The organism is Bacillus vallismortis (genome assembly GCF_040784915.1).
Taxonomy (GTDB): Bacteria; Bacillota; Bacilli; order Bacillales; family Bacillaceae; genus Bacillus; species Bacillus subtilis_G.
The window spans coordinates 3,086,174-3,107,494 of sequence record NZ_CP160797.1; the positions used below are offsets into that span (position 1 = coordinate 3,086,174).

At 43.8% G+C, this 21,321-nt stretch carries 22 protein-coding genes and 1 other annotated feature; of the genes, 5 read left to right on the top strand and 17 right to left on the bottom strand.

Annotated elements, in window-relative coordinates; translation table 11 throughout:
• Positions 1–139: 139 nt before the first annotated feature.
• Positions 140–2,554, bottom strand: a complete 2,415-nt coding sequence (gene leuS, locus ABZM97_RS15210; RefSeq protein ID WP_367386928.1) for a leucine--tRNA ligase — start codon at positions 2,552–2,554, stop codon at positions 140–142.
• Positions 2,555–2,663: 109 nt separating this feature from the next.
• Positions 2,664–2,878, bottom strand: a binding site (T-box leader).
• A 103-nt stretch (positions 2,879–2,981) separates the two neighbouring features.
• The gene (locus ABZM97_RS15215) at positions 2,982–3,317 is read right to left on the bottom strand and encodes a DUF4257 domain-containing protein (RefSeq protein ID WP_003223352.1); all 336 of its coding nucleotides are present in this window, start codon (positions 3,315–3,317) and stop codon (positions 2,982–2,984) included.
• Between the two features lie 403 nt (positions 3,318–3,720).
• Between ABZM97_RS15215 and ABZM97_RS15220 the strand changes: the two genes are divergently transcribed.
• Positions 3,721–4,506, top strand: a complete 786-nt coding sequence (locus ABZM97_RS15220) for a blue-light photoreceptor (RefSeq protein WP_289347911.1) — start codon at positions 3,721–3,723, stop codon at positions 4,504–4,506.
• 31 nt (positions 4,507–4,537) lie between these two features.
• Here ABZM97_RS15220 and ABZM97_RS15225 read toward each other — a convergent pair whose 3' ends face one another.
• The gene (locus ABZM97_RS15225) at positions 4,538–5,731 is read right to left on the bottom strand and encodes an MFS transporter (protein ID WP_087992880.1); all 1,194 of its coding nucleotides are present in this window, start codon (positions 5,729–5,731) and stop codon (positions 4,538–4,540) included.
• 188 nt (positions 5,732–5,919) lie between these two features.
• On the opposite strand from ABZM97_RS15225, the gene ABZM97_RS15230 reads away from it, so the two are divergent.
• Positions 5,920–6,666 (top strand): LMBR1 domain-containing protein, encoded by a 747-nt coding sequence (locus ABZM97_RS15230; protein WP_253268498.1) that lies wholly within the window; start codon positions 5,920–5,922, stop codon positions 6,664–6,666.
• Between the two features lie 36 nt (positions 6,667–6,702).
• On the opposite strand, the gene ABZM97_RS15235 is transcribed toward ABZM97_RS15230, so the two are convergent.
• From ABZM97_RS15235 to ABZM97_RS15290, 12 genes are all read right to left on the bottom strand, one after another.
• Entirely contained in the window at positions 6,703–8,643 is a 1,941-nt protein-coding gene (locus ABZM97_RS15235) for an FtsX-like permease family protein (RefSeq protein WP_367386929.1), read from the bottom strand.
• Entirely contained in the window at positions 8,633–9,394 is a 762-nt protein-coding gene (gene bceA / locus ABZM97_RS15240) for a bacitracin ABC transporter ATP-binding protein BceA (protein WP_333517374.1), read from the bottom strand. Before bceA ends, ABZM97_RS15235 begins: the two co-directional genes overlap by 11 nt.
• Positions 9,395–9,495: 101 nt before the next feature.
• Entirely contained in the window at positions 9,496–10,500 is a 1,005-nt protein-coding gene (locus ABZM97_RS15245) for a HAMP domain-containing histidine kinase (protein ID WP_087992884.1), read from the bottom strand.
• Positions 10,493–11,188 (bottom strand): two-component response regulator BceR, encoded by a 696-nt coding sequence (gene bceR, locus ABZM97_RS15250; protein WP_087992941.1) that lies wholly within the window; start codon positions 11,186–11,188, stop codon positions 10,493–10,495. Before bceR ends, ABZM97_RS15245 begins: the two co-directional genes overlap by 8 nt.
• A gap of 97 nt (positions 11,189–11,285) precedes the next feature.
• On the bottom strand, positions 11,286–12,596 hold the full coding sequence (gene ytrF / locus ABZM97_RS15255; RefSeq protein ID WP_087992885.1) for an ABC transporter permease YtrF: 1,311 nt from the start codon (positions 12,594–12,596) through the stop codon (positions 11,286–11,288).
• A complete protein-coding gene (ytrE, locus tag ABZM97_RS15260) occupies positions 12,586–13,281 on the bottom strand; it encodes an ABC transporter ATP-binding protein YtrE (protein ID WP_087992886.1) in 696 nt (231 codons plus the stop codon). Before ytrE ends, ytrF begins: the two co-directional genes overlap by 11 nt.
• 13 nt (positions 13,282–13,294) lie before the next feature.
• Complete coding sequence (gene ytrD, locus ABZM97_RS15265; RefSeq protein WP_202329159.1) at positions 13,295–14,272, bottom strand: ABC transporter permease YtrD; 978 nt, start codon at positions 14,270–14,272, stop codon at positions 13,295–13,297.
• Positions 14,273–14,301: 29 nt separating this feature from the next.
• Positions 14,302–15,288, bottom strand: a complete 987-nt coding sequence (ytrC, locus tag ABZM97_RS15270; RefSeq protein ID WP_202329158.1) for an ABC transporter permease YtrC — start codon at positions 15,286–15,288, stop codon at positions 14,302–14,304.
• Entirely contained in the window at positions 15,282–16,160 is an 879-nt protein-coding gene (gene ytrB / locus ABZM97_RS15275; RefSeq protein ID WP_087992889.1) for an ABC transporter ATP-binding protein YtrB, read from the bottom strand. Before ytrB ends, ytrC begins: the two co-directional genes overlap by 7 nt.
• Positions 16,153–16,545, bottom strand: a complete 393-nt coding sequence (locus ABZM97_RS15280; RefSeq protein WP_202329157.1) for a GntR family transcriptional regulator — start codon at positions 16,543–16,545, stop codon at positions 16,153–16,155. Before ABZM97_RS15280 ends, ytrB begins: the two co-directional genes overlap by 8 nt.
• 33 nt (positions 16,546–16,578) lie before the next feature.
• Positions 16,579–16,716: a hypothetical protein gene (locus ABZM97_RS15285; protein ID WP_003223326.1), complete on the bottom strand. Its 138-nt coding sequence runs from the start codon at positions 16,714–16,716 to the stop codon at positions 16,579–16,581.
• Positions 16,717–16,873: 157 nt separating this feature from the next.
• Positions 16,874–17,146, bottom strand: a complete 273-nt coding sequence (locus ABZM97_RS15290) for a YtzC family protein (protein ID WP_087992891.1) — start codon at positions 17,144–17,146, stop codon at positions 16,874–16,876.
• A gap of 161 nt (positions 17,147–17,307) precedes the next feature.
• On the opposite strand from ABZM97_RS15290, the gene ABZM97_RS15295 reads away from it, so the two are divergent.
• Both ABZM97_RS15295 and ABZM97_RS15300 read left to right on the top strand, forming a co-directional pair.
• Positions 17,308–18,276 carry a TIGR01212 family radical SAM protein gene (locus tag ABZM97_RS15295; RefSeq protein ID WP_253268502.1) on the top strand — a complete coding sequence of 323 codons (969 nt, stop codon included), beginning with the start codon at positions 17,308–17,310 and terminating at the stop codon, positions 18,274–18,276.
• Positions 18,273–18,857: a class I SAM-dependent methyltransferase gene (locus tag ABZM97_RS15300; protein WP_087992893.1), complete on the top strand. Its 585-nt coding sequence runs from the start codon at positions 18,273–18,275 to the stop codon at positions 18,855–18,857. The genes ABZM97_RS15295 and ABZM97_RS15300 overlap by 4 nt, the downstream gene beginning before the upstream one ends.
• On the opposite strand, the gene tbcS is transcribed toward ABZM97_RS15300, so the two are convergent.
• Together tbcS and ytpA are read right to left on the bottom strand one after the other, a co-directional pair.
• Positions 18,847–19,950 (bottom strand): tetraprenyl-beta-curcumene synthase, encoded by a 1,104-nt coding sequence (gene tbcS / locus ABZM97_RS15305; protein WP_087992894.1) that lies wholly within the window; start codon positions 19,948–19,950, stop codon positions 18,847–18,849. The two genes, ABZM97_RS15300 and tbcS, sit on opposite strands and share 11 nt — an antisense overlap.
• Before the next feature lie 20 nt (positions 19,951–19,970).
• A complete protein-coding gene (gene ytpA, locus ABZM97_RS15310; RefSeq protein ID WP_087992895.1) occupies positions 19,971–20,750 on the bottom strand; it encodes a phospholipase YtpA in 780 nt (259 codons plus the stop codon).
• Positions 20,751–20,798: 48 nt separating this feature from the next.
• On the opposite strand from ytpA, the gene ABZM97_RS15315 reads away from it, so the two are divergent.
• Positions 20,799–21,308, top strand: coding sequence for a gamma carbonic anhydrase family protein (locus ABZM97_RS15315; protein ID WP_087992896.1), 510 nt, complete (start codon positions 20,799–20,801; stop codon positions 21,306–21,308).
• Positions 21,309–21,321 lie beyond the last annotated feature (13 nt).

The window sequence follows — 21,321 nt, forward strand, 5'->3', positions numbered from 1 at the left end:
GCGGCGTTTGAGCAGGACGCTCAGCTTTTAGCCGCTGATCTTTTCTCAAGTGAGCACCAACGCGCAGGACTGACAACGAATGCGAGGGTTTGTCGACACGCTGAAATCCCCTTTTGATAAAGGGGATTTTTCCTTAGGCTTAGTTTGCCACAATATTGACAAGCTTGCCAGGCACCGCGATGATTTTTCGAATCGTTTTGCCTTCAAGCTGCTCTTGGACCTTTTCATCTGCTTGAGCAAGCTGTTCCAGCTGTTCTTTCGTCGCATCGGCAGGAACCTGTAATTTCGCTTTTACTTTTCCGTTCAGCTGAACAACGATTTCAACTTCATCATCCACAAGTTTTGTTTCATCATATACAGGCCAAGCTTCGTATGCAATCGTGCCTGAATGGCCAAGCTTCTCCCATAGCTCTTCCGCTAAGTGAGGCGCGATTGGAGAAAGAAGCTTTACGAAGCCTTCCATATATTCTTTTGGCAGATCTGACGCTTTATAAGCTTCATTAATAAAGACCATCAGCTGGGAAATACCCGTGTTGAAACGAAGGCCTTCGTAATGATCTGTGACTTTCATGACCGTTTCATGATATACGCGCTCCAATGTTTCACCAGCGCCTTCAACGATTTTGCCATTAAGCTCACCGCTTTCTTCAACAAACAGGCGCCATACACGGTCAAGGAAGCGGCGCGCGCCGTCTAAGCCTGATTCAGACCAGGCGATTGAAGCATCAAGCGGTCCCATGAACATTTCGTACAATCTTAGCGTATCAGCGCCGTGAGAGGCAACGATTTCGTCAGGGTTGACAACGTTCCCTTTAGATTTACTCATTTTTTCGTTGTTTTCGCCGAGAATCATTCCTTGGTTGTACAGCTTTTGGAACGGTTCTTTCGTCGGCACTACACCGATATCATAAAGGAACTTATGCCAGAAGCGGGCATACAGAAGGTGAAGCACGGCATGTTCTGCGCCGCCGATATACATATCAACCGGAAGCCATTTTTCCAATTTCTCTGGTGATGCCAGCTGATCCGGGTTACGCGGATCAATATAGCGCAAGAAATACCAGCAGCTTCCCGCCCATTGCGGCATTGTATTCGTTTCTCTTCTTCCTTTTTTCCCTGTCTCAGGGTCTGTGACTTCCACCCACTCTTTGATGTTCGCAAGCGGTGATTCACCTGTTCCGCTCGGTTTGATTTCATCCGTTTTCGGCAAAATCAGCGGCAGCTCCTCTTCCGGCACAGCCGTTGATGTTCCGTCTTCCCAATGAATGACCGGAATCGGCTCGCCCCAATAACGCTGGCGGCTGAAGAGCCAGTCGCGCAGACGGTATGTCACTTTCTTCTCGCCGTTTTTCGTTTCTTCCAGCCAAGCGATCACTTTCGCAATTGCTTCCTGCTTGTTAAGGCCGTTTAGAAAATCAGAGTTCACGTGTTCGCCGTCGCCAGTGTACGCTGCTTCCTCAACGTTTCCGCCTTTCACAACTTCCTTCATCGGAAGGCCGAATGTTTTGGCGAATTCAAAATCACGCTCATCGTGACCAGGAACCGCCATGACAGCACCTGTTCCGTATGATGCAAGAACGTAATCCGCAATCCAGATCGGCAATGTTTCTCCGTTTACAGGATTGATCGCATAGGCTCCTGTGAAAACGCCTGTCTTTGTTTTCGCAAGATCTGTACGCTCAAGGTCACTCTTTGATTGAATGTCTTTGATATATGCTTCTACAGCTTCTTTTTGCTCTGTCGTTGTGATGTGTTCCACCAATGCGTGTTCCGGAGCAAGTACAGTGTATGTAGCGCCAAACAGCGTATCTGGTCTTGTCGTAAATACCGTAAAGGATTCATCATGTCCATCTACAGCAAAATGAACGTGCGCACCTTCAGAACGGCCGATCCAGTTGCGCTGCATATCTTTAATGCTTTCCGGCCAGTCAAGCTCTTCCAAGTCTTCGAGAAGCCTGTCCGCATAGGCGGTGATTTTCAGCATCCACTGCCTCATCGGGCGTCTCTCTACCGGATGGCCGCCGCGTTCGCTCTTGCCGTCAATGACTTCTTCATTGGCAAGAACCGTACCTAAAGCAGGGCACCAGTTTACAGGCACTTCGTCAACGTAAGCAAGGCCTTTTTCGTATAGCTTTAAGAAAATCCACTGCGTCCATTTATAGTATTCAGGGTCAGTCGTATTGATTTCACGATCCCAGTCATACGAGAAGCCAAGCGACTGAATTTGGCGGCGGAAATTATCGATATTCTGCTTCGTAAACACAGCGGGATCGTTCCCTGTGTCAAGTGCGTATTGTTCAGCCGGCAAGCCGAATGCGTCCCAGCCCATTGGATGAAGGACATCGTGGCCCTGCATACGCTTCATTCGAGACAGGATATCCGTGGCTGTATACCCTTCAGGATGGCCGACGTGCAAGCCCGCTCCTGACGGATAAGGGAACATGTCCAGCGCGTAAAATTTTTGTTTTTCGTTATGATCAAGAGTGGCAAATGTTTTATTTTCAAGCCAGTATGTTTGCCATTTCTTTTCTATCTCTTTGTGCTGAAAACTCAAAGTGAAAACCTCCTTCTGATTGAATACGGCGTGTATGGTTCAAGTATTGACGGGAAGGAGAGAATTATATTCAGAATATTCCCAAACTAAAAAAAACTCCCTCATCCCAAAAAGGGACGAGAGACTTTCGTTTTCCCGCGGTACCACCCTCGTTAGCGCGGCATGCGCCGCACTCACTTGATACTTTTAACGCAGTTATGCGTCAGCGGCTTTTCACCGCTGCAACTCTGAGGTGAGTTCGGAAACAAACTTGATTGACTTTCACCAGCCGTCAACTCTCTGCAACAATATCTGCTTCTTACTGCTCCTCTTCATTGTTCTTATCGCAACCGTAATCTTAACTGTATTTTATAGAATTCTGTTCATAAGTGCAAGCAGGTTTGTATACAATGGGAATGTACCCTGAACGGGCGGAGATTGAGGACAATTATTCGGGTGGAGTTTTGGTTTGACGTTTGGACTCGGCCGGTTCGCCGCCGCTGTTCATTTCTCTCACAAAGTCAAAACTTCTGAGAACAGCTTCACCGCCGTAGCCTGAGATAATGGATAAGATGACAAGTTGAATTCCTGAATCGGGGTCAGCGGATAATACAAGTAAAATGGAAGCTGTCATTCCGATAAACCAATCTTCCAAAAATCCAAGGTAGATAAACCGCTTCGTCATTCTGGGTTTCTCCAGTCTGCCTCTCTTTTTCACATGACCGAGAATCCCCATGATTCCTCCAATTACACAAGCAATGAGTACCTGATGCAGCATCTTCATCATCACCTTCCTAAAGCCCTTATTTCGTAAAGCGACTTCAGGCCATCCAGCCCCCTTAAACGATTCCGATGATTTTCGATATCTACATACTGGCAAAGCTGAAAAAAGCTTGTTTCTTCCATTATATGTGAACACATGATCGGTAAGCTTGATGCATTGGATTCATTTTTCACCCAGTGACATTTACCTAGTCACTCATTAAGCTTCTATAAACTTTCCGTTCATATGTTCAATTTCTGTTCTTATTTTTAGTGTATACGAGGACAAGCCTTGATGACAAACAACAAACTACATGCTTGCTTGAATCAGAACATGTGTTGTGCTACGGTTACTGTATAATTCATTGTAAAAAGGGGAATACAAGGCTTTCGCATAGTAAGCTGGCGGCCTAAGGGGGATTTATATGGCTAGTTTTCAATCATTTGGAATACAAGGACAGCTGGAAGTCATCAAAAAAGCGCTTGATCATGCGCGAGTCGGTGTGGTCATTACAGACCCCGCACTTGAAGATAATCCTATTGTCTACGTAAACCAAGGCTTTGTTCAAATGACCGGCTATGAAGCCGGAGAGATTTTAGGAAATAACTGCCGCTTCTTACAGGGGAAACACACAGACCCCACTGAAGTAGAAAACATTAGAACCGCTTTACAACATAAAGAGCCGGTTACCGTTCAGATCCAAAACTACAAAAAAGACGGAACGTTATTCTGGAATGAATTGAATATTGACCCGCTCGAGATTGAAGGCAAGGCTTATTTTGTCGGCATTCAAAAAGATATCACCCGGCAAAAAGAGTATGACAAGCTTCTCGAGGATTCCCTCACAGAAATCACTGCACTTTCAACGCCTATTGTCCCGATTCGCAACGGCGTTTCGGCTCTTCCGCTAGTCGGCAACCTGACAGAGGAGCGATTTAATTCCATCGTCTGCACATTGACGAATATCTTATCAACATCCAAAGATGATTATTTGATCATTGATTTATCAGGGCTGGCACAAGTGAATGAACAAACCGCCGATCAAATTTTCAAGCTGAGCCATTTGCTGAAATTAACCGGAACCGAATTAATCATTACCGGCATTAAACCTGAATTGGCCATGAAAATGAATAAACTGGACGCCAATTTTTCATCGCTGCAAACATATTCAAATGTAAAGGATGCCGTTAACGTGCTTCCGATCATGTAAAAAGATCCCGCTCATCCGGCGGGATCTTTTATTATGAAGAGATTGATGCTTGTTTATTTGTTTCTTTAGCCGGTTTTATCCGTTTGTCATATAAAAGCGTTGTGGCGATACTGATCATCAGCAAAACCAAAAGAGACAACACAAGAGCCTGAATGCCGAAATGATCGACAAGCAAACCGCCGAACAACGGACCAATCATTCTGCCGCCTGTCGCCGCGCTGTTGACAAAACCTTGATAAAATCCTTCCTTCCCTTTAGGGGCAAGCTGGTTGGCTATTGTCGGCACCGCAGGCCAGACAAGCATTTCCCCGATGGTCAGGATCACCATGGCAGCCAGAAACATCAGGAAGTGCTTTGCCGTCAGCAGCATACTGAAGGATACAATAAAAATGATAAATCCGATGACCATTTGCGCCTTCAGAGACTCCGCCCATTTTTTCACCACAAAGCTGACAAGCGGCTGGCCAAACACAATTAAAATTCCGTTGACCGTCCACAGCACACTGTATAAGGAAAGGGATATTCCAATGCTTTGCGTGTACGAAGCAATCGTGGTAGACCATTGAGAATAAGCCAGCCATCCGAGTACATAGCCGCTGCTTAATATGATGAGCGCGGCAAATTTCGCTTTGCTGTTTACAGCATCATAATCAAGCACAGACGTTTGGGACGCGTCCTTCGTCTGAATATTTCGAAATCCGAAATATACGATAAAGAAAAAGGCCATATACAATACAGCATTCGCCAAAAATACATATGAAAACGAGAAAGAAGCCACGGCACCGCCAAGTGCTGAGCCGACGGCCACACCCGCGTTTTGTGCGACATAGATCGCATTAAATGCCTTTCTTCCCCCTTCAGGCCAGACCGATCCAGCCATTGCATAGCTTGCCGGAAAAACAATACCGGAACCAAATCCCACAATGGTCAGCAGCACAATGTAGGCCGGCCAATCATGAAAAAAGACAAGGCCCAGCAGGCTTGCCAACGTAATCGCAATCCCGAGCATAATTGATTTAAAGCCGCCGATTTTATCAAACAAAAAACCGCCGCTTAAATTCCCGACCACACTGGCGCCTGAATTCAGCATCAAAACAAGCCCGGCTACTGTTAACGACTTCCCTAAATGATTATGGATATAAATCGTATTCAGCGGCCATAAAAAAGAAGCACCCGTCACATTAATAAACATTCCAATAACTAAAATTTTAAGAGCACGCGGCATACTCATCCCCCTTTCTCGCCTAAAAAAGCTCATGAAAAAAACGAAACCTAAAACGGCTTCGTACGAATCGAATGATCATAGCACATTCATTCTATCTGTCTATTTCACATTTTTCAACTGATGAGCTTGAAAAAATCTAACAAATATTGTTTGAAAAATGTAAAATAAATAGAAAAAGGGATAATGTTATGGAAATGGTATTATTATTCTTAGGATTTCTTGCATGTCTCATTTCGCTTGGCTATGGATTATATCATCTTGTCAGATATGTGCTGAAAAAGGAAAAATGTTTCTCTAAGAGACTCTTTTGGCCGCTTTTGATAGGAGGCCTGGTGCTGCTCGTCACCGGAGCAGCATTGACAGACCCAGACGCTGCAGCAGCAAATGCCGAGAAAAAATATTCAGCGCTAAACGCCGAATATAAAAGCCTTACAAAAGAGCATGAAGCACTAGAGAAAGAATATGAAGCAGCCAGTTCTAAAGCAAAGAAGTTGAAGGACAACACAAAAGACCAAGACAAACTACAGCAGCTTGAAAAAGAAAATAGTGATCTAAAAAAGACTCAGAAATCATTAAAAGCAGAAATGAAAGAGCTTCAAGAAAGTCAAAAACAGCTCAAAGAAGATACAAAAACAGTAAAGGCTGAAAATGAAGCACTGCAGCAAGATAAAACACAGCTTGAAAAGCAATTAAAAGAGACGAAAAGCCAAACTGCAAGTTCACAAGAAAACGCTGGAAGTTCTTCTAGCAATACGAATAAAAGTAATGAAACCAAAACAGCTGCCACAGCAGAAGGCTGTAATATAAAAGGCAGCAAAAGCGGCATCTATCACACACCGGGCAGTACATACTATGACCGGACAACCGATCCGGCTGAAATGTTTTGCTCAGTTGAAGAAGCTGAAGCCGCCGGTTACCGGCCGCCAAAACGATAAACAAAAAGCTCCAGAACCTCTGGAGCTTTTGCTGTTTCACAACGACGATTTAATAACCTTCTTATAATAAAGAACGGACAGAAAGCCAAAAATGGAGTAGAGCGCGGTGTATAACACCATCACCAGAATCATCGGCGCCCACACCTCTGATCCGAATAAGAACCAGCCGGATTGGACGGCAAAGTAGCTGTGGAAGAGGCCGACAACAAGCGGAATGCCGAAGTTATACATTTGTTTGATGCGTATTCCCTTCATCAAATCGCCTTGTGTAAACCCGAGTTTTCTCAAAATCGTATAATTCGGTTTTTCATCTTCACTCTCACCCATTTGTTTAAAATAAAGGATACAACCAGATGTAATCAGAAACGTTAATCCTAAGAAGCCAACGATGAACATCACGATACCAAATAGTGATTTTTGTGCGATGCTTGCATCCAGCCTTGATAAATGCTGGTCTTTCTTGTTCACCTTTTGAAATAGCTCATTCGCTTTATCCAGCTGGTCTTCATGCTTCACATTGACGGTGATACATTCAGATTGCGCCAGCTGAATACGGGGATCTTTGTTTTTGTTCAGATATTGAAACAGGCTGTCATCCACTATGACAGCGGGCAATCCCCCGCTCGTAAACGGAAAGGAGAGAAGAAATTCTTTCCTTAACCCTTTGTATTGTAGAGATGTCGTCTTATGCTTGCTTTTCACTTTTATGCTGCCTGAATCTTTTAAGCCCATGATTTTTTGCAGTAAATCGTTATATCCGGATAAAACGGCTTCTTCTTCTGGCACATCGACCTGTTCCACCTCTTTGTCACTCACAACCGCAAGCTGCATGTTATGGGGGTCACCCTGCATTTCCTTCGGGTCTCCATCCATAATATTTGCAATGTCAACATTCACTTGCAGGAAAGGGGTTTCTTTTTTCACATATGAAATGTTGCGTTCATTCAAACTGCTTTCAAATGTTTTGGCATCTTTCTCATTCATAAATGAAAAATCAGCCGCTACATTTTGTTCAGCGGTCTTTTCTGCCGAGTAATACGAAATATAAGCGAGCGATAACAGCCCAATGGCGAGCGCTGAAACGGTTGTAATAATCGTCAATAACAACGCGTTCGATTTCATTCTGAACATGATTGATGACAGTGACAGGACTTCGGAGATATGTAAGTAGCCGCCCTTGCTTTTTCGAATGATGTTCGAGATAAACGTAACCGAACCTTTATAAAAGAGAAACGTTCCGACAATGACAGTCCCCAGAATAAAGCTCATCGCGCCGAACAGTTCATTCAGGGTCTTAAATTTACCGCCAAACAGCTCAGAAGACACATAGTATCCTGTCAAAATCAGCACGATGCCTAAAGCGCCGATCAGCATCTGGAAAAATGATATTCTCTTCACTTGGTCTTCAGTAGATGACGTCACTTTAAACAAAGATAAAATACTTTGTTTTTTGATAAACGTATAATTCATCACCATGATTAAAAGGTAAATGCCGCAGAATACAATGATCGTTTGGATCAAGGCCTGACCGGAAAAATGCAGTTTCGCATCAGCTTTGACGTCGACAATTTTGAACAGAATCATCAGGACAAGCTTCGATATCGAAAACCCCGCAGCTACCCCGATCGCTAAGGAACTGAAATACAGCATCATATTTTCCGCACTTAAGATGCGAAAGATTTTATGCTTCGTCATTCCGATTAATTGAAAAAGCCCGATTTCTTTACTCCGTCTCTTAATAAAAATCGTATTGGCATATAATATGAAGATCGACACCACGACCACAAGCAAAATCGAAGCGGTTTTAATGGCAGCGGCTCCCTTGATTGAAGACTTCACTTCATTAATCGCAGGATCATATTGGAGTGTGACAAAGGCGAAATAAAGCGCCACGCTAAAAATCAGCGCAAACACATACAAATAGTAATTCCGAAGATTCTTTTTCAGATTTCTTAGGATGAGCTGATTAATGTTCATGCTGCACCCCGCCTAACACGCCTTGCGTTTTCATGATGTCCTGGAAAAACGTTTGTCTGTCTTGGCCTCCTTTATTTAGCTGTGTATACATTTGCCCGTCCTTAATAAAAATCACTCTTCCGCAGTAGCTGGCAGCGACAGGGTCATGGGTGACCATGATAATCGTAGCATTGCGTTTCTGATTGAGCTGGCTCAGCTTGTTTAATAGATCAGAGGCTGATTTTGAATCAAGCGCGCCCGTCGGCTCATCTGCGAAAATAATGCTCGGTTCATGAATAAATGCTCTCGCGGCAGATGTGCGCTGCTTCTGGCCGCCGGAAATTTCATTTGGGTACTTATCACGGAGTTCATCAATGCCCAGCTCTTTCGCCACCTCTTCGAACTTGCGAATCGCTTCGCTTTTGGGCATTTTTGTAATCGACAACGGCAGGAGGATATTCTCTTTTACTGTCAACGTATCCAGCAGATTGTAATCTTGAAAGATAAAACCTAAATGCTGTTTTCTGAATTCAGCCAGCTGCTTTTCCTTCATTGATGTCATGTCATTTCCGTCAATGTTAATGGTTCCGTCACTGACCTGATCAATGGAGGACAGAACATTGAGCAAAGTTGTTTTCCCAGAACCTGACGCCCCCATAATACTGACAAATTCACCTTTTTGAATATGAATATCAATGCCTTTGAGCACTTCTTGTTTATTCAGCTTGTTTCCATAGCTTTTTCGAATTTTATTCGCTTGTAAGATCATCATTCCTATAATCTCCTTTATATTGGATACTCTCATTATAAAAAGGAATGCCGGGCTTTTCCTTCGATACGGCGAACAAAAAAGAAAAGCATGTGACATTTTCGTCACACGCCTATGACTCGTTCAAATTGATTCCGTTTGGGGAAAGTTAATGTAAAAACGGTTCCCGCACCGGACTCCGAACGTACATCAATATGGATCATTAACGGGGCCGCGGCTTTTTTCGCCAAGTACAGCCCCATGCCAGTGGACCCTTGATTATGGTGGTCCGTTGTGGATGTAAATCCTTTATCAAAAATGCGGGGCACATCTTTGAGATCAATGCCCCTGCCAAAGTCCTTCACTTCAAGCTGCGTCTGCTCCCCTTTTTGAACGCTTTTGATTTCAATGTCGGAGGCTTCGCTGTATTTCACCGCGTTTGTCAGCAGCTGCCTGATGATAAACGCCAGCCATTTTGCGTCGCTTAGCACTTCCTCAGCTTCCAGCTGAATATCAAAGCCGATCCCTTTTTGGATACACCACGACTGTAAATCTTTGATTTCCTTAAAAATGATGGGCTGAAGCTGAATGCATTCTACAGACAGATCATTCTCAATAAATGACATGCGCTTTTGATGAAGCTGCTGGTCAAGAAGCAGGTGAATACGCAGCCATTCATATGACAGCTGGGATTTCAAAGCTTGGTCTTCCATTCTATCGATGAGTAAATGCATCGCTGTCAATGGAGTTTTGACCTCGTGAATCCATGCCATCAGCTCATCTTTTTCATTTTCTAATGCCAAGCGATGCCGGGCTGCGGTTTGTTTTAAATGCTCCGTTTGTCCGGTAATGCTTCGTTCAACCATCGATTCAAACGGCGTTTCCGGTTCATTTATCGCTGTCACATCAAGATTGTTCTCCCAAGTTTTCAAGCTTTTATAAAACGCCGTTTCTTTCAGATAGCGGACCCAAATGAAAATGATAAAAAACAAGATACACAAATACACCATATAAAGAACATTGTTAAATGAAATCGAGGAATCAACAAAAGCAATGAAGAGCATCAAAACCTGCTGAAACAAAAACACGGCAATCCAGCTTCGCCTTTCAGTAAGGAATGCTTTAATCATAGAAATGATCCTCTTCCTTCGCCATGTAGCCTTGGCCGACTTTCGTCTCGATATATGTGCCAAGCTGCAGGGCGTCCAGTTTTTTTCGCAGGCGATTGACATTGACGGTCAGCGTATTATCACTCACAAACCGCTCATCGTTCCACAAGCTTCTGATCAGCTCTTCACGGCTGACAATCTTGTTTTTTTGTTCTATTAATTGTTTGAGAATGAACATTTCATTTTTCGTCAGTTCAACAGAGCCTTTGTCATTGCTGACGAGATTCTGCTCCGCGTCTATGGCAGCCCCGCACCACGTTTTGAGCGTGCTCGGCTCTGTATTATAATGATACACACGCCGGAAGATCGCTTGGATTTTCGCAATCAGCACATCAAAATGAAACGGCTTTTGAATAAAGTCATCTGCCCCGAGCTGCATGGACATCACCATATCAGCAGGATGATCCCGGGAGGATAAAAAGAGAATCGGAACATTTGACCGGGAGCGGATCAGCCGGCACCAATGAAACCCGTCAAATTTAGGAAGCTGAACATCAATAATGACACAATCAGGCTTAACCGCTGCAAATTCCTGCAGCACTTGACTAAAATCTTGAATGCCATATACATCATAAGACCATCCCGTTAAACGATCCTTGATTTCATGAAACAGCGATTCATCATCTTCAATCAGCAAAAGTTTAAACAATCGACTCACCGCGCTTTTTCCTTTTTTATTCAAGTGTATAGCAAAACACCATCATACGCCATAGAGAAAGCCGGCTGTCTCAGCCGGCTCGTACGCATTATAATTCTCTTCTTAACGCTGTCAGCACGTTGGTTTTGGTCGCTTTTCTCGCCGGGTTCATCCCGGAAATCACGGCTACCCCTCCGCAAATCACCACAGCGATGATCACAAGGCTGGCCGGGATGTAGGAGAAGGTGTAATTCAAATCGCCCGCATCACTTCCGCTTGTCGCCGCGAGAATCATCGGGACAGCCAGATTGACAAGGAAGCTTACGCCGTAAGAAATGATAATCCCAATCACACAGCCTAAAATTCCGATATACGCGCTTTCCATCAGGAACATTCGGCGAATGATGGACGGACTCGCCCCAATCGCTTTCATAATGCCAATCTCCTGCGTTCTTTCTGTCACCGCCATCGTCATCGTGTTAAAAATGCCGATCGCAGAGATGATAACCGCGATACATCCGACAAAGATCAGGCCGATTTTGAAGACCATGAAGAAGGTGTTGGCGCCCTCAAGCTCGGTAGTAACTGATGTGACATAGTATCCATCATCTGTCAGATCATTTGTCAGCTGTTCCACGTTCTCAAATTTATCAGCAAAAACGCCAGTGTTTTTTTCAACATTTCCGCCTTTGAAATCTAAGAATTCCGAAAAATCCTTCTTGAATTGATCACTGATGAAAATGTTTGAGTCCTCCATCCAATCTTGAGATGGCTTTTTTGTAATACCGACAATTTTAAAATCATATGTTTTTGTTTTTTCAACATCCCCTGTTTTAGGATTTGTTTTTGATACACTTAATTCAATCGTTTTGTTCAGAATATCTTTTGTATAGCCGTCTGGTTCTTTTATATCTTCCGGGTTTCCTTTTGCTTCCTCTATTTTTTTGTTATACGCTTCCGATTCTTTTTTCGTCAATAATCCCTTTGCAAAGTCGTATCCTACTACAATTTCATTTTCCGACTTTGCGACTCTTCCTTTATCCAACTCCATATTGGCCTTTAGTTCATCGTTCATATTGGTAAAGATGAGATTAGAACTTTCATTTGTGCGATTGCCTAAAGTTGCTTTGTTTGGTTCATACACTTGTGTTCTTTCTACAACTGACCTTACATGATCATACTTCTCTAAATCTGCTTTTTTAATGGGCTTATCGCCTTCCTTGCCCATTACACTGACTTTCGTCACAACCTGCTGGCTCATCGTCATATCCGTAATCGTCTTTTGAATCCCGAATCCAACCGACGACAGCACAACCAAAAACGCACACGCCATTGTTGTCGCAAGAATTGTCATAAAGACACGGAGCCTGTTTTTCTTCATATTTCTTCTGATAAAATGAACCTGATCCTTAAACCTCAACAGTAACTCCCCCTTTTAACACACCGTCATGAAGCTGAAATTTCGAATGTCCGATAGAAGCGACTTCATCATCGTGAGTGATGATCACAAATGTAATGCCCCGCTCGCGGTTCAGCTGCTGAATCAAATCCAGCACTTCCTGTTCCGTTTCTGAATCAAGGCTTCCCGTCGGCTCATCCGCTAAAATAATGGATGGATTTAAAATCAACGCTCTCGCAATACTGACACGCTGCTGCTGGCCGCCTGACAGTTCATTCGGATAATGAGCGGCGTGATTCTCCAGACCGACGCGTTTCAGCATGTCCTGCACCTTTTGCTTGCGCTCAGACGGTTTGATTCCTTTTAACGCCAGCGGCATTTCAACATTTTCATACGTCGTTAACCCCGGGATGAGCTGAAAGCTTTGAAAAATAAACCCAAAGTGTTCAAGGCGGAACTGAGCCCATTCCTTTTCATTAAAGCCAGTGACATCAGTTCCGTTAATGACAATCCGCCCTTTTGTCGGCGATATGTAGCCGGAAATTAAATTCAAAAGCGTTGACTTCCCCGACCCGCTTCGTCCGACTATACAGGCGATTTCACCTTTCGCCACGCTTAATGAAACATCTTTCAATACTGGCACTTCATTCTCACGGCCTTTTTTTCCGATCGTGAAAGAATGGTCGATATGCTGAACATCAATCATATTATTCTCTCCCTTACACATGTTTTGTTTTTTTATAAATCGCAAAATAACTGATGAAGAAACCAATTACCGCGCCTGCAGCCATGCCGATGAGATAACCGGTAAAGCTCTCGCTTGCAGAAAATCCAAAATAGCCGAAGCCCATGATTCCTATGATAATAACGATGATCTGCACCGGACGGTCAAGCGGCTTCCATAAGAAGAAATACCCGTTTCTTTCATTAGACAGTTTGACAAAACTAATATAGCCGATGATGTAGAAGATGATAGTCATGATAGCCGGAATCACTAAATAATGAGGTGAATTCTCCACCCATTTCGAGTCTACATAGGTTATTGGAATTAAATACCGCACCCATTCTGGTACTGGACCATGAATGAACTCTATTGATCCGCCAAAAAGGATCTCGAGGTTGATCATAGGCAGGCTGATGAGTAAAAACGGCGAAATAGCCACGGTAAATGAGACCAAAAGCTGTGCGAAAATATGACCCGTCAGAGCTCCGCCAGCCATAACCAAAGAATAAGCTAAGACGCTGACAATGATCATTCCCAAACTGTAGTTGTGAAAATAAACGGCCTGATCAGGCTTCAAAAGCACGAGCAGCAAAACAGATAAAAGATAACCTACGAGCTGCGGTACCACAATCACTATTCCACCGGTGAGGAACTTCGCATTAAATATCTGCCCTCGTGTATATGGAAGGCTTAATGTAAAATCAAAGAAGCTCTTGCTACGTTCAATTCCAAGCTGGCTGACCGCTAAAACGACTCCCCAAATCCAAAAGAATGAAATGAATGTGCCGTTTAAATAATCAACACTGAATACGCAGGGGCCGACCCACTCGTTCTGATTAGCCACGCAGCCTTGATATGAGATGTACGTATTTAATACGGTAAAAGGATTGCTAAGCATAAATACCAAAAAAATCATGATGAGCAGCGCTTTATTTTGCTTCCACTCTTTATAAAATAGCCCGGAATCCGGCACATCACTTCCCTCCAAACCGAAAGTATTTCTTAATGTTTCGTTTTCTTATAAATAGAGAAGTAGCTCACAAAAAATCCAACTACGGCTCCAATAATCATTCCAAAAATGTAACCCATGATGGAATGTCCGGCTGAATATCCAAATAAACCAAAACCAAGAATACCGAAAGACATAACCAGAATTTGTACAGGACGGTCTAATCTGTTCCAAAGGAAAAAGTGTCCGTTTCGCTCACTTGGATGCTTTTTGAAGCTTATATAGCCAATCAAGTAAAACAGAATGCTCATGGCAGCTGGAATCAATAAAATATATTTACTGTCAGACAGCCATCCATTTGCAACGTAACCAATAGGTACAAGATATGATAAATTACTTGCCAGGGAGAAATACGCCTCAGGGGAAGGGAACATTTCCCATATACTCACACCAAAAACAACTTCAAAGTTTCCAACCGGCAATGCAACAATTAAATATGGTAATGCCGCAGCAGCAAAGGCCGTTAATAACTGGGCAAAAACATTCCCCGTTAATGCCCCAGCGGCCATCAACAAACAGTAAGCCATAAAACTAATGACGATTACTCCAACACTGCCGTGCTCAAAAAAGTAGACGTGTTCAGGGTTATAGACAAGAATTAGCAGCCAAGCAAGTAAAAAGCCAAGCAATTGCGACAGCATAATCACTAAACCGCCTAACCAAAATTTCGTCTGGAAAATTTGGCTTCTGTTATATGGGAGGCTTAATATAAAATCCATCGTGTCTTTCGAACGTTCCATTCCCAAGAAGCAAACCGCCAAAATGACACCTGGCATCCAGTTGATGTCTATCAGATTGCTTACTCTATAATTGACAATAAAATCACAATATTGCGGGTCTTGATGAGCAAGACATCCTTGATAAGACAAATACGTATTCACAATAGAGAGCGGATTTGCCAGCACTAAAAACACAATACTTAGCAAAATCACCACTTGATTCTGTTTCCACTCTCGATAGAGGAGACCTCGGTCTACCATCTCCGCTTCCCTCCAAACTTCGCAATGAACACTTCTTCCAAGTTGACAGGAAGCTCGTTCCACACTTTTGGCTTCAGCTTTCTTAAAAAGTTCTTCTTCTCTTCGTCGCTTTTCGGAATCAGGACCGTATAGAACACGCCGGCCTGATCGAGCATCGGAATATTTTGTTCTCTGATCTCCAAGTTGACATCTGTATCAAACGCCATTTGAATTTTGATGTATTCCTCTTTTAGCTCATCAAGATCCATCACATTCGTCAGCCTGTTATCTTCGAGAAAACCGATTCTGTTGCACATCCGCTCTATGTCCTCAAGCCGGTGGGAGGTGATCAGAATGCTCGTATCACGCTCCGCCACTTCATCGACCATCAGCTGCAGCACATCATGCCTTGTCACCGCGTCTATTCCGTCTGTCGGCTCATCAAGGAGAATCAGCGCCGGTCTCGCCGCAAACGACAGAACGAGAGACAGCTGTTTTTTCAGGCCCGTCGACAGCTCACGGTACTTTTTCGTTTCTGGAATTTCGTATCTATTCATCAACTCATTCGCGTAGGTGACGTCAAATTTCGGATAAATTCTTCTCAGGATGTCGACAAGCTGCTTATATGTATACTTGTCGTAGAAAGGGTTTTGAACGGGCATGTAGATAATATTTTGTTTGACCTTCGGATGCTTTTTGATTTCTACGCCGTCAAACAAAATCGTCCCGCTGTCTGCGAAAATGATTTGCTGGATTAAACGGAGCATCGTCGTTTTGCCTGACCCATTGCGGCCGAGGAGCCCGAAGATTTCTCCTTTTTCAATCGTTAATGAAACATCTTTTAATACTTGATTGCCGTCAATCGTTTTTGACAGCTGCCGTAATTCAATCATCCTCTTGCCCGCCTTTCACATCCATGCTGATTTCCTTCATCCATTTTTGCAGTTTTTCCAGCTCAACCCCTGCATAATGGGCATCGATGATGAGCTGTTTAAGTTGCTCTTTAATCATCGTCATCTTCCCTTCAACCAAAGTTGTTTTCGCTTGCTCCGAAATATAGGTCCCTCTGCCCCGCAGCGTTTCGATAATCCCTTCACGCTCAAGCTCTTTGTACGCTTTGCTGACAGTGTTCGGATTCGCAATAATGATCGTCGCCAATTCTCTGACAGAAGGAAGCTTATCACCAGGCGTCATGATCCCTTTTAAACAAAGCTCTTTCATTTGCTGAATGATTTGTTCGTAAATGGGTGTTGAGCTTCTTGGATCGATTTGAATCATTTACTTCCCTACTTTCTATACGATCTGAACCTTTTATAAATAAAACTGATCAATTATACTTTTTTGCCATTCAAAACCGATCATCACAAGAACAAGAAAAAAAGAACAAGCGATCACAGATGCCGCGATCAGCATCGGCAAGTTACGTTTGTTTCGTTTTTTATGTTTCATAACTGCCTCCTTCATTTCAATCTAAATTGACTAATCTATTTTGAGTGTCTATAGTGTATTACATCAATTAGTACACTCAATACAATAAATACTTTTACGCCTAAAGTCAATCCTTTTTTTACAAAAAAACGGACCCTTAGTCAAAAGGGTCCGTTTCTTACACATCAAGAGGGTGATGCAGGATCATATTATTTTGCAAAGCTTGAAGCTGAAGCCTCATTCTGTACAGCTGTTCTCTCTGCTGGTCATTTGACGACAGCCACAGCTTATTTAAAGCATTTACCGCATTTTCAAGCTGCATTTGCGCGTCACTGTATTCTTGGTCGTTATAATGCTCTTGTTTTGAAGCGAGTTTAAGCTGTTCTTCAGCATCATCATACGCCTGCATACATTGCTGGAGATGTTCATCTACTGATTGTCTTGTTGCCACAGTAACCCCTCCTCTTGGTAATGGAAACAATCCATCACTCATATTGTAGCCCCATCTCACTTCGTTCAATAAAGTAATTTATGGTCGATATTCATTTGTTCTCTTGTGAAATGCGTGCTACAATTTTAGGATGCAATCGTACGCAAGGAGGCACATGAATTGTGATGCAGAACAATCCTTTTCCTTATTCAAATACGGAAAAACGCTATCATACATTGAATTATCATCTTAGAGAACATTTCGGCCATAAGGTGTTTAAAGTGGCGCTTGACGGCGGCTTTGACTGTCCGAATCGGGACGGCACCGTTGCCCACGGCGGCTGCACTTTTTGCAGCGCAGCAGGTTCAGGCGATTTTGCCGGAAACCGGGCCGATGATTTAATTACGCAATTCCATGACATCAAAAACCGCATGCACGAAAAATGGAAGGACGGAAAATACATCGCTTATTTTCAGGCCTTCACCAATACTCACGCGCCGGTTGAGGTGCTTCGTGAGAAATTTGAATCCGTTCTCGCCCTAGACGATGTGGTCGGCATTTCGATCGCCACACGTCCGGACTGTCTGCCCGATGATGTCGTTGACTATTTGGCAGAACTGAATGAACGCACGTATTTGTGGGTGGAGCTTGGGCTTCAAACGGTTCATGAACGGACTGCTCTTCTGATCAACCGCGCACATGATTTTAACTGTTATGTGGAAGGCGTCAATAAGTTAAGAAAACACGGCATACGTGTCTGCTCCCATATTATCAACGGACTGCCTTTGGAAGACCGGGACATGATGATGGAAACCGCAAAGGCCGTCGCAGATTTGGACGTCCAGGGCATTAAAATCCACCTGCTGCACCTATTGAAAGGCACGCCGATGGTCAAGCAATATGAAAAGGGAAAACTGGATTTCCTTTCTCAAGATGAATATGTGCAGCTCGTTTGTGATCAGCTTGAGATCATTCCGCCGGAAATGATCGTCCACCGCATTACAGGTGACGGACCAATTGAGTTGATGATCGGGCCAATGTGGAGCGTCAACAAATGGGAAGTACTAGGCGCCATTAATAAAGAACTTGAAAATCGCGGCAGCTATCAAGGGAAGTTCTTCCAACATCTTGAGGAGGAATCAGCTCTATGATTTTGAAAAAAATCCTTCCTTACAGCAAAGAACTGCTGAAAATGGCAGCGGGGGAAGGAGATATCGTCGTAGATGCAACGATGGGCAACGGCCATGATACGCAGTTTTTAGCGGAGCTTGTCGGTGAAAACGGCCATGTGTACGCATTCGACATCCAAGAATCAGCCGTAGCCAACACGAAGGATCGGCTCGGTAAGACATATCAAGAACGAACAACGTTATTTCACAAAAGCCATGACAAAATCGCTGAATCCCTCCCGCCGGAAACACATGGCAAAGTGGCTGCCGCTGTGTTTAACCTTGGCTATCTGCCGGGCGGGGACAAGTCGGTTACGACCAACGGAAATTCAACCATCAAAGCGATTGAGCAGCTTCTCAGCATCATGAAAGATGGGGGCTTGATTGTTCTGGTTGTTTATCATGGCCACCCGGAAGGCAAAGCTGAAAAAAACGACGTGCTCGATTTTTGCCGAGACTTGGATCAGCAATCAGCTCGTGTGTTAACATATGGATTTATCAATCAGCAAAATGATCCGCCATTTATTGTCGCCATCGAAAAAAAAGCTCAAATCAGCAAATGATTTGAGCTTTTTTCTTTGAGTTTTTCATCCAGGCTATTTTTTGAAATTTTCGATAGGCTCTGCCGTTGATATAAAAGAAAAAGGAGGTTTTTCCGCTGGCTTTGATCAGCTTCTTCGCGAGCCGGCCCATTTCCTTTTGGCCCGCCACTTTATCATCTGACAAATAAACGCCCAGCAAGCCGCGATTGATTAAACGATGGAAGTTTTCATGCGGAATGCCGTGCAAATGTTCATCGGCTTTTTGGATAAAGTGTTCAAGCCGCTTCATCATTTCTTCATGCGATTGATAATACGAGCAGAAATTCAAGTCCCCTTCCAGCAAGTCCTCCTCCTGATCAATCAAATAATCGAGCAGAATGTGAAGACCTTGTATGTAAGGAAAATAACTATTGCGAATTTTTTTAGCGGTGTTTTCCGTGAAATCAGGCTGGAATGAATACGCAACAAGACAGAAAATGCCTAATGTAGAGCCTGCACAAGCCGAAAATTCATACCATTCCATCTCAGGAAGCTCTGATTCATATTGAGTAAACCACTTCTCAAGCCTCGGAACACGCTCATGCTCAATGACGTGCTTATGCACCTGCAAATCGCAATAATAGCCGCATAGTTCAAGCAGATACGGTTTAATCATGTCGTAGTGCTCAATTGAACCAAGAACACGCTGACACGTTTTGACCAATTCATGCAAATACCCGCTGTCATCCTGTTCTTCTCTGAATTGATAATAATTGCGCGGCTCCGCTCCCACTGTCAGTGCGTCCTGCATTGAGGCGTGGAGCATCCGAAAATCCTGCGGGTCAAGTGAGGTGCTGCGGTCGCACAGATTGTCCAGATAATCACTGATCGTTTGATACGCGATGATAAACTCGACACATTTCTGCTTTTGATTGCCTGACAATAACGCCAGTATGCCGCCGCCTTCACAGTGAAACGTTTTGTCTCGAATACTTGCGGTTGCCTGTGCTTTTAATTCACTGTTATGAATTGATTCTGATTTTCGCTTCCATATGTCCAGCTCTTGATGAACGAGCGGAAAAATATCTCGATATACTTTTGCCATCAGTCCAAAAGGATGTTCCGGTACTGTCAACACATGCACCCCCAATTCGTTCAAATATATTGATCAGTAAACGCTCTTGCTGCTTTAAAGACATCTTCTCTTTCGGGTTCATTAAAAATTTCATGATAAAGCCCTTCCCACTCTCTGTACGCTTTATTTCGGGAAGCAACACCTGAAAACCACTTGATCACCATCGTTTTGTCAACAAGCTTGTCGTCACCTGCCTGCATCACAAGAAGCGGCACTCTCAAAAACGCATCTGTCGGCACCATCGCTGACTCAATTGTTTTCAATAGTTCTCTGTACCACCTGACAGATACTTTCCTGACGTATAACGAGTCGTTTTGGTCGGCCTCGATGACATCCTCATTACGCGTCGCCATATCAATTGATAAACCCGAATCAACCCTAAGCGACGGAGCGATGACATTTAGGCCTCTTGATGCAAGATCAAGCGCTTTATTGACTTTAATTTGCAGTCCGAGACACGGTGATGATAAAATAATTCCCGTGATCCGGGGATTTCTTTGCTGTTTAAACCATTCAATCGCGATCAGGCCGCCCATGCTGTGTCCAAGAAGAAAAACCGGCAGCTCAAAGGTTCGTGCTTTATCTATCCAAGTATCTACTTCATCAATGTATTCTTGAAATGAGCGAATATGACCTCTTGCCCTTGTCGTTGTTCCCTGACCCGGCAAGTCGCCCATGACAACGTGATAACCCGAAGATCTCCACATTTCAATCAGCCATTTATATCGTCCGTGATATTCACTTGCTCCGTGAATCATCACAATGACTGCAACAGGTCTGTCTGCTTTCCAGGTCCACATGCTCTTCACCTCATACGAAATTTAAATAGAGAAAGAAGGATGAATATTATGATCTACCCTTATAAGAAACATATGCCAGATATCCACCCAACAGCCTTTGTAGCTGATAACGCAACAATTACCGGTGATGTTGTTATCGGAGAACAGTCCAGCATTTGGTTTTCTGTTGTCATAAGGGGAGATGTCGCGCCGACCAGAATCGGAAACAGAGTCAATATTCAAGATTTAAGCTGCCTCCATCAAAGCCCGAACCGGACGCTTCTCATTGAAGATGACGTCACGATAGGCCATCAGGTTACACTTCATAGCGCTGTCATCCGCAAGAATGCCTTAATCGGCATGGGCTCAATCATTTTGGACGGAGCCGAAATTGGCGAAGGCGCCTTTATTGGTGCCGGCAGTCTTGTGCCGCCGGGAAAAACCATTCCGCCTGGCCATCTCGCCTTTGGCCGTCCTGCAAAAGTCATCCGCCCTTTGACGGAAGAAGACCGGCAAGATATGCAGCGAATACGGTCGGAATATGTAGCAAAGGGCCAATACTATAAATCACTTCAATAAACATAAGACCTGC